Annotated in this window: 15 protein-coding genes; 9 read left to right on the forward strand and 6 right to left on the reverse strand. The window is 35.9% G+C overall.

The features are described from left to right. Positions 1 to 373: 373 nt before the first annotated feature. The 4 genes from ACYQ3P_RS06225 to ACYQ3P_RS06240 are packed head-to-tail and all read right to left on the reverse strand — an operon-like array spanning position 374 to position 4,087. The gene (locus ACYQ3P_RS06225) at positions 374 to 1,699 is read right to left on the reverse strand and encodes a glycoside hydrolase family 1 protein (RefSeq protein WP_460177077.1); all 1,326 of its coding nucleotides are present in this window, start codon (positions 1,697 to 1,699) and stop codon (positions 374 to 376) included. Beyond that, positions 1,623 to 2,303, reverse strand: coding sequence for a sensor histidine kinase (locus ACYQ3P_RS06230; protein ID WP_460177078.1), 681 nt, complete (start codon positions 2,301 to 2,303; stop codon positions 1,623 to 1,625). The genes ACYQ3P_RS06225 and ACYQ3P_RS06230 overlap by 77 nt, the downstream gene beginning before the upstream one ends. Beyond that, complete coding sequence (locus tag ACYQ3P_RS06235; protein WP_460177079.1) at positions 2,290 to 3,327, reverse strand: GGDEF domain-containing protein; 1,038 nt, start codon at positions 3,325 to 3,327, stop codon at positions 2,290 to 2,292. Before ACYQ3P_RS06235 ends, ACYQ3P_RS06230 begins: the two co-directional genes overlap by 14 nt. Continuing rightward, positions 3,317 to 4,087 (reverse strand): EAL domain-containing protein, encoded by a 771-nt coding sequence (locus tag ACYQ3P_RS06240; protein WP_460177080.1) that lies wholly within the window; start codon positions 4,085 to 4,087, stop codon positions 3,317 to 3,319. Before ACYQ3P_RS06240 ends, ACYQ3P_RS06235 begins: the two co-directional genes overlap by 11 nt. Positions 4,088 to 4,248: 161 nt before the next feature. On the opposite strand from ACYQ3P_RS06240, the gene ACYQ3P_RS06245 reads away from it, so the two are divergent. The 6 genes from ACYQ3P_RS06245 to ACYQ3P_RS06270 are packed head-to-tail and all read left to right on the forward strand — an operon-like array spanning position 4,249 to position 8,875. Then, positions 4,249 to 4,938, forward strand: coding sequence for a PHP domain-containing protein (locus tag ACYQ3P_RS06245; RefSeq protein ID WP_460177081.1), 690 nt, complete (start codon positions 4,249 to 4,251; stop codon positions 4,936 to 4,938). Between the two features lie 8 nt (positions 4,939 to 4,946). Further along, positions 4,947 to 6,134, forward strand: a complete 1,188-nt coding sequence (locus tag ACYQ3P_RS06250) for a ceramide glucosyltransferase (protein ID WP_460177082.1) — start codon at positions 4,947 to 4,949, stop codon at positions 6,132 to 6,134. 14 nt (positions 6,135 to 6,148) lie between these two features. After that, positions 6,149 to 6,619: a metallophosphoesterase family protein gene (locus ACYQ3P_RS06255; RefSeq protein WP_460177083.1), complete on the forward strand. Its 471-nt coding sequence runs from the start codon at positions 6,149 to 6,151 to the stop codon at positions 6,617 to 6,619. Next, complete coding sequence (locus ACYQ3P_RS06260) at positions 6,592 to 6,867, forward strand: metallophosphoesterase family protein (RefSeq protein WP_460177084.1); 276 nt, start codon at positions 6,592 to 6,594, stop codon at positions 6,865 to 6,867. Before ACYQ3P_RS06255 ends, ACYQ3P_RS06260 begins: the two co-directional genes overlap by 28 nt. 22 nt (positions 6,868 to 6,889) lie before the next feature. Beyond that, on the forward strand, positions 6,890 to 8,437 hold the full coding sequence (locus ACYQ3P_RS06265) for an alkaline phosphatase (protein ID WP_460177085.1): 1,548 nt from the start codon (positions 6,890 to 6,892) through the stop codon (positions 8,435 to 8,437). A 54-nt stretch (positions 8,438 to 8,491) separates the two neighbouring features. Continuing rightward, positions 8,492 to 8,875 carry a response regulator gene (locus ACYQ3P_RS06270; RefSeq protein ID WP_460177086.1) on the forward strand — a complete coding sequence of 128 codons (384 nt, stop codon included), beginning with the start codon at positions 8,492 to 8,494 and terminating at the stop codon, positions 8,873 to 8,875. A 388-nt stretch (positions 8,876 to 9,263) separates the two neighbouring features. Here ACYQ3P_RS06270 and ACYQ3P_RS06275 read toward each other — a convergent pair whose 3' ends face one another. Continuing rightward, a complete protein-coding gene (locus tag ACYQ3P_RS06275) occupies positions 9,264 to 9,434 on the reverse strand; it encodes a hypothetical protein (RefSeq protein WP_460177087.1) in 171 nt (56 codons plus the stop codon). 133 nt (positions 9,435 to 9,567) lie between these two features. Here ACYQ3P_RS06275 and aroD point away from each other — a divergent pair, with 133 nt between their 5' ends. After that, a complete protein-coding gene (gene aroD, locus ACYQ3P_RS06280; RefSeq protein ID WP_460177088.1) occupies positions 9,568 to 10,257 on the forward strand; it encodes a type I 3-dehydroquinate dehydratase in 690 nt (229 codons plus the stop codon). A gap of 38 nt (positions 10,258 to 10,295) precedes the next feature. Here the strand turns inward: aroD and pstS are convergent, their stop codons facing one another. Beyond that, the gene (gene pstS, locus ACYQ3P_RS06285) at positions 10,296 to 11,303 is read right to left on the reverse strand and encodes a phosphate ABC transporter substrate-binding protein PstS (protein WP_460177089.1); all 1,008 of its coding nucleotides are present in this window, start codon (positions 11,301 to 11,303) and stop codon (positions 10,296 to 10,298) included. A 161-nt stretch (positions 11,304 to 11,464) separates the two neighbouring features. Between pstS and ACYQ3P_RS06290 the strand changes: the two genes are divergently transcribed. Together ACYQ3P_RS06290 and pstC are read left to right on the forward strand one after the other, a co-directional pair. Then, on the forward strand, positions 11,465 to 12,487 hold the full coding sequence (locus ACYQ3P_RS06290) for a PstS family phosphate ABC transporter substrate-binding protein (RefSeq protein ID WP_460177090.1): 1,023 nt from the start codon (positions 11,465 to 11,467) through the stop codon (positions 12,485 to 12,487). A 10-nt stretch (positions 12,488 to 12,497) separates the two neighbouring features. Next, a complete protein-coding gene (pstC, locus tag ACYQ3P_RS06295; RefSeq protein ID WP_460177091.1) occupies positions 12,498 to 13,397 on the forward strand; it encodes a phosphate ABC transporter permease subunit PstC in 900 nt (299 codons plus the stop codon). The last annotated feature ends 1 nt before the right edge of the window (position 13,398 follow it).

Raw genomic sequence — 13,398 nt, forward strand, 5'->3', positions numbered from 1 at the left:
AATCTAAAAGTTACTAAAAGCTTCTGAAAAATAAACATTTTTTACTGTCATTGCAAGCCTCAATGATTATATTCTCGTCATTGCGAGCCTCCGAAGGAGGCGTGGCAATCTCGTTCCTTGTTAAAGGAAAAAGTAGAGATTGCTTCGGGCACTTCGTGCCCTCGCAATGACCACTTTTCCAGTCTTCACGAGGCTTGCATAGCAAGCCGAGGTGATCTCTTTTTTTTTGTTAAAAAGAGATTGCTTCCTCCTCGCTTCGCTCGGAGTCGCAATGACAGAGAGGTGTTCACCATGCACCAACCACTAATCACCAACCACTAATTAGAGACTGCTTCGCCTCATGCGGAGGCTCGCCAGTGACGCGTGTCTATCTCTACTTTTCGGTAAATTTCCTTGACCTGATTATGTAGGAATAGAAAGATGCAGCTTTTGTATAAAGTCTTCTGTAAGTTATGAAATCAACTTTGTAAAGTCCAAATCTTGCATCCAGTCCATGTAGCCATTCATAGTTGTCAATTAAAGACCAGTAAAAATAACCTCTTACATCAATTCCTTGCTTGATTGCCTCTTCCAGAGCATCAATATGAGCTTTTATGAACTTTATCTTTTTATGGTCATCCTTAGTAGCAATTCCATTTTCAGTTATAATAAGAGGAACATTGAGGGAGGAAGCATACTTCAGAACTTTAATCAGTCCCTTTGGATATATCTCCCATCCCATATCTGTTAGTCCATGCCCATCAATATCTCTATGCCTGAACTCAACAAAAAATTTTTTCAAAGGGTTAAATCTCATGTGCACCCTTGTGTAGTAGTTAATACCAAAAAAATCAAGCTTGCCTTTGATTGGCACATCAATTTTAATTGATTTTTGAAATGGCAAAGACCATGTAATTCTGCCTGTTAAAAATCCGTTAATAATTGAATGATTGTAAAAATTTTTTGCAATTTTTGCAACAAGTCTGTCAAGGGGATTTGTCTTTATCCAAGGTGTAAACACTGCCATATTATGAGCAATGCTAACCATTGCATTTGGATTCACAATATGAAGCAGGTCATATATTTTAGAATGGCAGATTAAGATGTTTTTTAATGCCTTAATTGCTAAGTTAAAATCCTGAATTCCGGGTGGAATACAACCTTCTACATATCCACCAAGAATGAGCAGATAGGGCTCATTAAAGGTTATCCAGTAGTCAACTCCTTTAATGCTTTCAATGAGCCTTTCTACATATTCATAAAACTTCTCAATAGATTTTCTCCTATGCCAAGGATATTTATTGATAAACCATATCGGATGTGTGAAATGATGAATTGTTACCATAGGAGTAATGTCATTTTCATTCAGCAAATCAATAATTCTTTGATAATGTTCAACAACATTTTTGAGCCAATAACCTTCAGAGGGCTGAATTCTACTCCATTCAATTGAAAATCTGTATGCATTCACTCCAAGATTTTTTATAAGTTTTATGTCTTCCCTGTAAAGTTGATAATGATTGGTTATCTGCGGGTTGATGTTAAAAACACTATCCCATGTGGACCAATCTGCATAGGGTGAGCCTTCAAGCTGGAAAGCTGAAGTTGCAACACCCCAGAGAAATTTTTTTATCTTTGAATTTTTATTGACTTCTTCTTGGAACTCTGATAAAAACTCTTGTTCCTTTTCCGTATTCGCTTTCAATCTTAATGCTTCCATTTAAAATCCTCAACAGTTCTTTTGTAATATACAAGCCAAGCCCTGAACTTTCATATATTTTGCTGTCTGTGTTTTGGTATGGATTAAAAATTTCATTTATTTTCTCCTTATCAATTCCACATCCCGTATCCTCAATTGTTATTGTTATTTCATTGTCAACATGAAAACTGAATAAAATATAGCCTTGTTTTGTAAATTTTGCTGAGTTTGAGGCAATATTGATTAGAATTTGCTTAAGCTTTATAGGGTCAGAGTAGATTGAAAAGCTTTTTAGGGGAAATTGAGTTATAATCTTTACTGGCTTATTCTCAACTAATATTTTTGTGATTTCAGCCACCTCTGATATGAGTTCAACAACATCAAAGTCCTCTAAAATTAGCTCGCTTTTACCAGTTTGCATTTTGCCAAATTCAATAGTATTTGAAATGTAGTTTTTAAGATAAATTGTTTGAGATGATATCATGCTCAAATACCTACGCACTTTTTCTTCATCGCAGGAGTCAAGGTTTATTTCTATTAACTTCACCAAGTTTAAAATCGCACTTAATGGTGCTTTAAACTCATGGGATATTAAAGATAAGTTAAAAAGATTATTCTCCTTCATTTCTTCTGTCCTTGAATATCACAGAACTACCCTTTATCCTTGAGAGCCTCTTTGCCTCAGCCTTAACTTCTGATGCAACAGAGGCAAGATGGGCAAAGGACGAAATATTAGCTGAGTTAACGATTGCGCATGTGAGAGACAAAAGTGGAAAAACCATCTCCTCTCCCTTTCTGTTTTTTGATGTATAATAGCCCTTTACAAAATCTTCCCCATGCAAAGCAGGTAAGAATTCTTCAAATCTTTTTATTATCTCTGAACATACCACCTCTCCCATGTGTGATGGGGTAATAACGATAAAGTCATCTCCTCCAATGTGTCCTACAAAGATTTGATTGTCTGTTTCATAGGAAATTTTTCTTAAAATTTCTCCAATAGCAGAAATTGCCTTGTCACCTTTTTCAAATCCATAACAATCATTAAAGGGCTTAAAATTATTGAGATCTATGTAGCAGACATCAAAAATACAACCACAACGAATTCTTTTTTCAATCTCCCTCTGGATTGCCCAGTTTCCCAGAAGTCCTGTAAGAGGATTTGAGTCTTTTGCCAATATAATCGCTCTCTTTGTGATTGCCTCAAGAAGTATGTTTACTGGCAATACTCCGTAATATTTGCTCTCTTTTGTTACTATTATGTCGTCATAAATTTTTTTATTTTCTCTCTTTTGAACTAACATTGAAGCATCCTCAAGAGATATAGTATTTTCAACTATTGTTGTTGGTGTCTCCATAACTTCAAAGAGGCTCTTTCTTGAATTAAGATGAATTCCGTATCCGTATCTTCCAAGAATAGTATGCTCCAAAAATCTGTTCCTTTGAATTTGACCGACCACATTTGATTTTTTATCTACTATAGGTATGAGACTAAGATTTTCCTCTCTCATAAATCTTAGGAAGGCATCCATAATTTTGGCATCATCCCGTAATGGTTCTATGTTTAAAGAAATTTGACCCACATATACATCAAACAGATTTCTTTCTAATTCACACTTAAAATCAATTTTCTCTAATTCATTAATTAGCATAGGTTTCTGAAAGCAAAGCTATTTCTGCCTTTGGTTTGCCCAAATAATAACCCTGAAGCAGATCCGCTCCAAATTTTATAGCTTGCTGCAGTTGAATCTGGGTCTCTATACCCTCTGCAACCACCATTATTCCTAATTGTTGGCATACTGAAATTGTGTAGTCAACAAAAGAGCGAGAAATAAAATTGTCTTCCAAAGTTTGTATAAAATATCTATCAATTTTTACAATCCAGGGCTTAATCATGCTGAAAAGCTTTGGACCACCAAATCCTGCTCCAAAATCATCAATTGCTACTTTATATCCTCTGCTTTTGTAATATGAGATACCTTCAAAAAATAATTCATAATTTTCAATTGCTGTCTCTTCAGTTATTTCAAGAATAATTCTTTCCTTCGGGAATTTAAACTCTTCTGCAAATTTATCTGTTAATCCAATTTCGTGTTTGGGCACAAGAAGACTTTCAGGGCAGATATTAATAAATAAATATCCGTTCAAATTTTGCCTTGATGCCTCCTGAATTGCATTTCTTCTGCAAAGCATATCAAGCTCAAAAAGAAAGCCTGATTTTTTTGCCATTAAAAATAGATTTTTGATATTGATAGCCCTATTTTTATGTCTTGCCAAAGCTTCGTATCCAAAAACCTTGCCGAGCCTTGTGGAATAAATAGGTTGAAAGTGGACAGTCAGTTCCCGATACAGCAGAGCTAATTCATCTGAACATAATTCATCGGTTTCCATTAGTTCTAATGTTTCAGGCATATTATCCTCCGTTTGTATTGATTTAGAACTACATTATTATTTCACAATTTTGTTACACGAAAGTTAAAGGAATGTTACAGAATTGTTAAACAAAATTAACAGAAATTTAATTTTTTCTTAACCTTCCTGTAACATTCGGGAGTTATTATCAAATTAAAAATATGCTTTTGTGCGACTTTCACATACATACCAAATACTCAGACGGTTCCCTTGAACTGAGAAAAGTTATAGACCTTTATGGTCAGGCTGGATTTGATGTTATTGCCATAACTGACCATGTGGTAAATGGAGACAGCATGATAGGAAAGCTGGCATATAAGTTTGAAATGACAATCACAGAGAAAAATTTTTATGAATATTTGCAAAACATTCAGGATGAAGCACAGAGGGCATGGGATAAATACCAGATGCTTGTAATTGCAGGAGTAGAAATCAGCAAAAATTATCTATCATCTGAAAAGTCAGCTCATATTCTAATTATTGACATTAAAGAATTTATTTCAGCCTGTGAAAGTTACGAGCACATATTTCTTGAGGCAAAAAGACAGAATGCCCTTGTAGTTGCATGTCATCCCCATCAGATGAAAGGAGAGATAAGGAATACTCTTTATCTGTGGAGGAACAGAGAAAAATATGCAAAATACATTGATGCTTGGGAGATAGCAAACAGGGACGATGTCTTCAATGTTGTAAGCCTTAAAAAATATCCATATATTGCAAATAGCGATTTCCACAAGCCAAGACATCTTTATTCATGGAAAACTCTACTGAACTGCGAGAAGAATATTTCAGCAGTGAAAAATTGTATTAAACACAATAAAGGTGTTGCAATAACTCTTTTTAGAGGATAGGAGGATATATGGAAACATTTTATATCTTTACAATCATTGCTTTTTTAGGAATTGTTGGATACGGATTCCAGATATGGGCAGTTCGTTCTAAAATAGGAGAACGAAACGATAACAAAGAATACTATCCGCCTATTTCAATTCTCAAGCCCCTTAAAGGAATTGATGATGACCTATTTGACAATCTTGAGAGCTTTTGCACTCAGGATTATCCAGAATATGAAGTAATTCTCGCCCTTCAGGACTACAATGACCCTGCTTACAGAACAGCGAGGAAAATAGCTGACAAGTATCCAGAAAAGGTTAAACTTTTAGTTGAAAAATGCCAAATAGGTCTTAATCCAAAGGTAAATAACCTGATACCTGCCTACCAAGAATCACGATACGATATTGTTCTTATAAGTGACAGCAATGTAATGGTAGAGAAAAACTATATTAGAGAGATTGTGAAACATCTTTCTGATGAAAATGTTGGACTTGTTACAAATATCATAAGAGGAACTGGAAGTCTATCTCTGGGTGCTAAACTGGAGAATCTCCATCTTAATACATTCATAATCTCAAGTGTCTGCTTCCTTGATAAGTTTTTAAAAATGCCTTGCGTGATAGGCAAGTCAATGCTCATGAGAAAAAAGGACATTGAAGCAATTGGAGGGCTTGAGGCTTTTAAAGATTTTCTTGCAGAGGACTATGTCATTGGATATAACATGCATAAATCTGGGAAAAAAGTAGTCCTTTCAAGCTACACAATAGACAATGTGAATGAGTACTGGGATATAAAAAAATTTTTAAACAGACACACAAGGTGGGGAAAACTAAGATGGAAAATTGGTGGGGGCAAATATCTATCTGAAATGCTTGGGAATCCTGTCTTTATGTCTGTGATTTCTCTTTTGCTCAATCTTTCATGGTTTACATTTTTCTTTGCATTATGGGTATCCTCGGTAAAAATTTTCTGTGATATCTACTTGGGCAAAATCATAAAGACTGAGATGAACAAAAGAGTTTACTTACTTTCTCCTTTTAAAGACATTATAATCGGAATTCTTTGGTTTGTACCTCTTTTAAGTAGCACAGTAGTGTGGAGAGGCAACAGATACAAAATAGGAAAGAACTCTTTACTTCTTCCCTATGAATACTCTGGCATACTTACATGGCGATACAGAATTATCAGTGCAATAAAGGAGAGATTTGCATAACAAAGGAGGAGACTTTGAAAATTGGGATATTAGGCGATATTCACGGAAATATTGAGGCTTTGAAAAGGGCTTATGAGGAGGCTATAAGCAGAAAAGTTGAAAAAATATATCATCTTGGTGATATTGGAGGATACGCACCATTTGTAAATGAGGTAGTGGATTTTATTATTGAAAATAAAATTGAAGGTGTTCAGGGAAACTATGATGATACAGTCTCAAATGAAAAGGAAAATTGCGGATGCAAATATGAAGACTCTTTGCAGGCAGAGATGGCTCATCTATCATTTGAGTGGACAAAAAAACACGCAACCTCAAAAAGCAAGGAATACATGAGAAATTTGCCTTTTGATATATCTTTTTCAGTCAATGGAAAAAAAATAAAGATTTTCCATGCTACACCAATTAAAAATAATCTTTACTGGTATGAGAATAGAAATGAAAAGTTTTTTTTCTTACAATGGCAGATAAAGCTAACGCTGATATAATGATTTATGGACACACTCACATTCCGTACAGAAAAGATATAAAAGGAAAAGTCTTCATAAATGCAGGAAGCGTAGGAAAACCAAAGGATGGAGATGTAAGAGCATGCCTTTGTATTGTTGAGGTAAATTCTAAGGAAGTTCATACAGAGTTTTTAAGAATACCTTATGATGTCAAGAAATTGGCTTCTGCAATAATAGACTGTGGATTGCCTGAATACTTTGCCACGAAATTATTGCAGGGGAAATAAAAAATTTAAAGGAGTTTTAATTATGGACAGAAGAGACTTTTTAAAGGCTTCCATAGGAAGCTTCTTGGCAATGCTAACTTTGTCCCAAAAAGTATTTGCAAAAACTGAGCTTTCAAGCATTTCTGGTACAAAGGGAGTAATATTTTTAGTTGGTGATGGTTGGCCACTTGGAGTCATGAAAGCAATGAATGAGTTTATGAGAAGGAAATTTGGCGAGGAAAGTAGCTTATCACGGCTCATTAAAAATCCAAATTCAAAGATTTATCTAATGAATACAAGCTCCCTCTCTTCTGTTGTTACTGATTCAGCTCCTGCATCTGTTGCATGGGCAACTGGTTCAAAGACTATAAATAGAAGTCTATCAGTGCTGCCAAATGGAAAAAAACTTAAAACAATATTTGAACTTGCAAAGGATAATGGCTATTCCTGCGGATTTGTCACAACAACTCGGATAACCCATGCAACTCCCGCTGCATGGTATAGTCACAATCCAAACAGAGATGATGAAGACAGTATTGCAGTTGACTTACTTAACTCTGGATTGGAGGTTGCAATGGGTGGTGGGCAAAAGCATTTCTCCCATGAGAAAAGAAAGGACCGAAAGGACATATTCAATGAATTTAAGACTAAGGGGTATCAAGTTGTTAAAACAAGGGAGGAATTGCTAAAAGTCTCAACAGAAAAGCCCATTTTAGGAGTATTTAATTCATCCCACATAAGTTATTTTGTAGACAGGATAAATGATAAGGACTTGGGAACAAATCAGCCTTCCCTTCCTGAGATGACAGCCATAGCTTTAAGCATATTGTCAAGAAATAAAAAAGGTTTTGTTCTTTTAGTAGAAGCTGGAAGAATTGACCATGCATGCCATGCCAATGATGCCTATGGAGCAATGATGGACTGCTACGAGCTTGACAAGACAATAGCTTTGCTAAATGATTTCATAACCAGAAATCCTGATGTTATGGTAATAGTGACATCTGATCATGGAAATTCAGGATTTGGAATCAATGGAACAGGACCTGAATACAACGATGCAACTCAAGCTTTGCTCAATTATAATAACAAGGCATCATTTGAATATATAATAAAGAAAATGAAAGGGCAGGATTTAAAGTCAGTTAAGGAAATCTTTGAACATTACACACAACAGTTAATTTCAATGGATGAGGCAGCAGAGATTTACAGACATCTAACAGGAAAGAGAAACTTTGTGATCAATGATATTTGGTATGAACCTGAGGCAACAATGGGAAATATCTTAAGAAAGAGCATATACGATTACGATGGAGAGAGCACAAAACCTCCAGCAAGATTGAGAAGGGGAAATGTGGGTTTTACTTCAACAAATCACACTGCAGAGGACCAGCTCGCTATTGTATACTCAAGAAAATCTTACGGCGTAGAATTAAGAAACCTTATAGACAATACTGATTTATTCAGAGTAATGGCAAATTATTTAGGTATAAAATATTCCAATCCTACAATGACTCCAGATATGGCATTATCCCACATTAAGCCAATTTCAGATAAAGAATGGGAGCTACATCTTGATTTGCATATTGCATAATAACCATTCAAAAGACAAAAAAATCTTTAATCCTATAAATATAGGAGGAAATAAATGGAGAGGGGAAAAATTTTATTGGTTGATGACAATGAACAGGAAATAATGTGTACAAAAGAGCTTCTTGAAAAAGCAGGCTACAAAGTAATTCAAAATTGTGGTTGGCTTGGAGTTACGAATAATTTGAAAAAACATGATCCTGATTTAATACTTCTTGATGTCAATATGCCAGCTTTGACAGGAGAACAACTTTATGATTTAATAGTTAATCACACAAAAAAAAGAAAAATTCCTGTTTTGTTTTACTCCTGCCTTGATGAGGAGTATTTGAGAATTTTAAAAATAAAAAAATGTGTTTGCGACTATATCGTAAAAGGTGACATCTTTCAGCTTTATAGGAAAATTTCTTTTTACATAAACAAAAGAAAGCTAAACAACTAAGCCCACCCCTCCTCCCAAAGAAAGCCTTGAGTGCAAATGGACGCAGGGCTTTCTATTTCTTTTCTTCCGCAATGGAATGAAAGCCAAAATTTCTATAAACATTTGAAAGTTAGGTATTTTTTGCCTTCATTGTGAGCCTGCCGTTTATTCTTAATTAATTGCAATCCTATCATTTTACTTTTTCTTTATTGTGAGCCCTTATCCGTCATTGCAAGACTGTTGATTATTTTCCGTCATTTCGAACCTGCCGCATGGCAGCCGTGGCAATCTCTTCTTAAAATAAATTATGTCGCTCTGTAGCACTGTCGCTCTATGGCACTATGTCGGCGAGATTGCTTCGCTTCGCTCGCAATGACACACTTTTTTCGTCATCATGAGGGCTTGCAATTCAGCTTTTTTCTGTCATCCAAAAATAGCGATAGAAATCCAATAATTGGTATAACCATTTGAAAATTAAGTATTTTTTGATGTCATTGCGAGCATCCGAAGGATGCGAAGCAATCTCTACTTTGTTTTTCAATAAAGCCTTATTAGAGACTGTTTCGCCCCAGATTGCCACGCTATCGCTCGCAACAGGGAGCTCGCAGTGACGATATGGGGATTACCACTCCATCGCTTGCAACAGGGGCTTGCATCCTGTCTTTTTCTTTGGTTTATTTGAAATATTCCGTTAATACTTGATAGACTGTAAAATGCACTTTAAAAATACTCCTGCCATAGCTGTAGTCATGCAAGATGAAGATGTTTTGTCTGTGCCAAAAGAGAGGCTCAAAGGTGCTGACCTCATTGAGCTAAGAGTAGATATGTTTAAAAATCCAGACAAATACAAGGAAATCTTTTCAGTTGCAAAATCAAAATATGAATTACCAATCCTTTGCACGGTTAGAGCTGTAAATGAAGGCGGAAGAAGGGAAATTAAAGACAGGCTCAAAATTTATCATGAAGTAGCAGAATATTGCAGTTTTTTTGATATAGAAATATTATCCGAAGACTGCAAAGAACTGAGAAAAATAAGCAGAGAGAGAAATATAAATCTTATTGGCTCATATCATAATTTCAACTATACCCCTGAAGAAGAGGAATTGGAAAAAATATTTCAAAGAGGCAAGGAAACAGGAGCAGATATTGTAAAAATAGCTACAATGGTAAATCAGAGAAGTGATTTAGAGAAGCTTCTTATGTTTACTTTGAAGCATAAAGATTATGGTGTTATTGTTATAGGAATGGGACAGAAAGGAGTTCCATCAAGGGTTGTAAATCCAATCTTTGGTTCGTTACTTACTTATGCAAGCTTGAATGAAGCATCTGCTCCGGGACAGATTAATTTAAATGAAATGGTCTATATTTTTGATAGACTTGAAATAAGAAAAGAAAAAGCCTAAAGCAGAGCGCTCTGCCTCAGGCTGAACTTTTGCTCCCTTTACTTTATATTAGCTTTCCAGTAAGCTTTGATTTTATCCTTTAATTCCTTAGGAAGTGGTACATAGTCAAGCTTTTTGGCTGATTCATCACCTCTCTGAAATGCCCAGTCAAAGAATTTGATTACGGATTTGTTAACATCTGTTTTCTCTCTTGCAAGAAGAATGTATGTTGCTCCAGTGATGGGCCATGCTTTTTTACCTGGAGCATTGGTCATCCATGCATGAAAGTGTTCTTTTGGGTCAAGCTTTGCTGTCTTGGCTGCCTCAGCAAAACTTTCAAAGTCTGGTGCGACTATCTGTCCAGCGGCATTTTTGAGAAGTGTTGATGGAAGTTTATTTTGTTTCGCATAAGCAAATTCAACATATCCAATAGAGTAAGGTGTTCTTTTGACATAATTTGCGACCCCTTCATTTCCCTTTGCTCCAATGCCTGTTGCCCATTTTACAGCAGTTCCAAAACCTACTGAGTCAGCCCATTTTTTGCATGCTCCGCTTAGATAATGGGTAAAAATTGAAGTTGTTCCAGAGCCGTCTGAACGATAGATAACGGTAATAGGCTTGGAAGGAAGTTTAATATTCGGATTTAATGCTTTAATCTTTGGATTATCCCATGTTTTGATCTCTCCAAGAAAAATCTCACACATTGTTGTTCCATCAAGAACCAGAGCTCCATGATTTACCTCTGGAAGATTAACAATCGGAACAACACCGCCAATAACTGCAGGAAATTGGAGAAGTTTAGATTTTTCTATCTCTTCTGGTTTAAGAGGCATATCAGAAGCACCAAAGTGAACAGTTCTTTCTGTTATTTGCCTTATTCCACCGCCTGAACCTATTGACTGATAATTAATCTTAATTCCAGTGGATTTGAAATAATCATTTGCCCAACTTGAATAGAGAGGATAAGGAAAAGTAGCTCCTGCACCATTAATCATCTGGGAAGCAATAGGTTGATTAGCAAGGAGAAATACAAAAGATAAAATAATCACAGCTACTAATCGCGCCATAAAATACTCCTTTCTTTGAAATTTTTTTGAAATGAACTTCTTATCAATAAGTATAACACAAGACTTAACTTTTGTAACAAAATCTTAACATTTATGTAACAATGCTGTAACAAAAGGATGCTAAAGTAAAAGTATGAAAAATAAAAAATCGGAGGTGTTTTATGAAGTATCCAAGTTTTAAGGGTTTTTGTTTGGTCGGATTGATCTTAGCGGTCATTGTTCTCTTCTCAGTTTCCATTATTCCTGCACAGCCGATCATCAAGATTGACGGTTCATCAACAGTTTATCTAATCACCGAGGGTATTGCAGAGGAATTTCAAAAGGCAAAAAAAGGCGTAGCTAAAGTAACAGTTGGAATTTCAGGAACTGGTGGCGGATTCAAAAAATTCTGCCGCGGTGAGACAGACATTTCAGATGCTTCAAGACCAATTCTGGCTAAGGAAATTGAGGAATGCAGGAAAAATGGAATAAGGTACATTGAGCTTCCTGTTGCCTATGATGCATTGGCAGTTTTTGTAAACACAAAGAATAACTGGATTAAAGGCGATTGCATAGGTATTGACCAGCTTAAGAAAATGTGGGAGCCAGACGCACAGAGAAAAATTACTAAATGGAATCAAGTTGATCCTACTTGGCCAGACAAAGCATTAAGACTTGCAGGACCCGGTGGTGATTCTGGAACATTTGAGTACTTTACAGAAGCCGTAGTTGGAAAGGCAAAGGCAAGCAGGGGTGATTATGTGGCAAGCGAAGATGACAATGTTATAATGAATGCTGTTATAAGAGATGTTGGAGGTCTTGGATACGTCGGACTTGCCTATGTAATTGAAAATAAAGGTAAGGTGAAGGCTCTTAAAATCAAAAACCCAAAGACAGGAGCCTGTGTTGAACCGGGTGAAAAAACAGTAAAGGATGGATCATATCAGCCTCTTTCAAGACCTCTTTTTATCTATGTGAACGAAAAATCAGCAAAAGAAAAACCTGAAGTTAGAGAATTTGTAGAGTTTTATCTAAAGAATGCTGCAAAAATCTCTAAGCAAGTAGGATACATCCCTCTTCCATCCAATGCATATCCTCTGGCAGAGGAGAGATTCAAAAACATGAAAGTAGGAACTGTCTTTGGTGGAGAGCTTCAGATAGGACTCACAATTGACGATCTCTTAAAGAGAGAGTTAAAGCAGTAGGAGTAAGGATTTGAGTTTATTCGGCAATTTAGGCTACAAAAAATTAAAAAATAAGATAATGCTGGCGGTATTTTTTACCGCCGGCTTTTTTACAATATTCATAACTATCGGCATTGTATATGTTCTTTTAAAAGATACGATAGAATTTTTCAATATCGTATCAATAAAAGAGTTTCTTACAGAAAAAGAATGGACTCCTCTGTTTGCCAATCAAAAGTTTGGAATTTGGCCCCTTGTTGCTGGAACATTCCTAATTGCAGGAATTGCTGTAATAATATCAGTGCCTCTTGGGCTATTAATCGCAGTCTATCTTAGTGAATATGCTCCCCATAGTGTAAGGGAGATTGTAAAGCCTATTATTGAATTTCTTGAGGCTATTCCAACTGTTGTTTATGGTTATTTTACATTGCTGTTTGTAACACCTTTACTTCAAAAAATTGTGCCCGATTTAGAGGCTTTTAATTCACTTGCTCCAGGGATTGTTCTCGGATTTATGATTTTACCCTATACTGCATCTATGGCTGAAGATGCAATGAAGGGTGTTCCTCAGAGAATAAGAGAGGCATCTTATGCTTTGGGAGGGACTAAATTTAGGACTGCTGTTAGCATAGTAATACCGGCTGCTATATCAGGAATAATCGCAGGGTTTATTCTTGGAGCATCCCGTGCAATAGGTGAAACAATGGTCGTAGCAGTGGCTGCAGGAATGTATCCGAATTTAACTCTTGATCCAAGAGTGCCTGTGCAAACTATGACAGGATACATAGTGCAAGTTGCATTGGGAGATTTGCCCTTTGGTTCAATTGAATATCTATCAATTTTTGCGGTTGGCTTGGCTCTATTTATTATTGCATTTGTATTCAATTCAATCGCTCTTTGGCTAAGGTCAAAAATTAGGGAGGCTTACTGAT

The sequence above is a fragment of the Thermodesulfovibrio hydrogeniphilus genome (assembly GCF_054657355.1).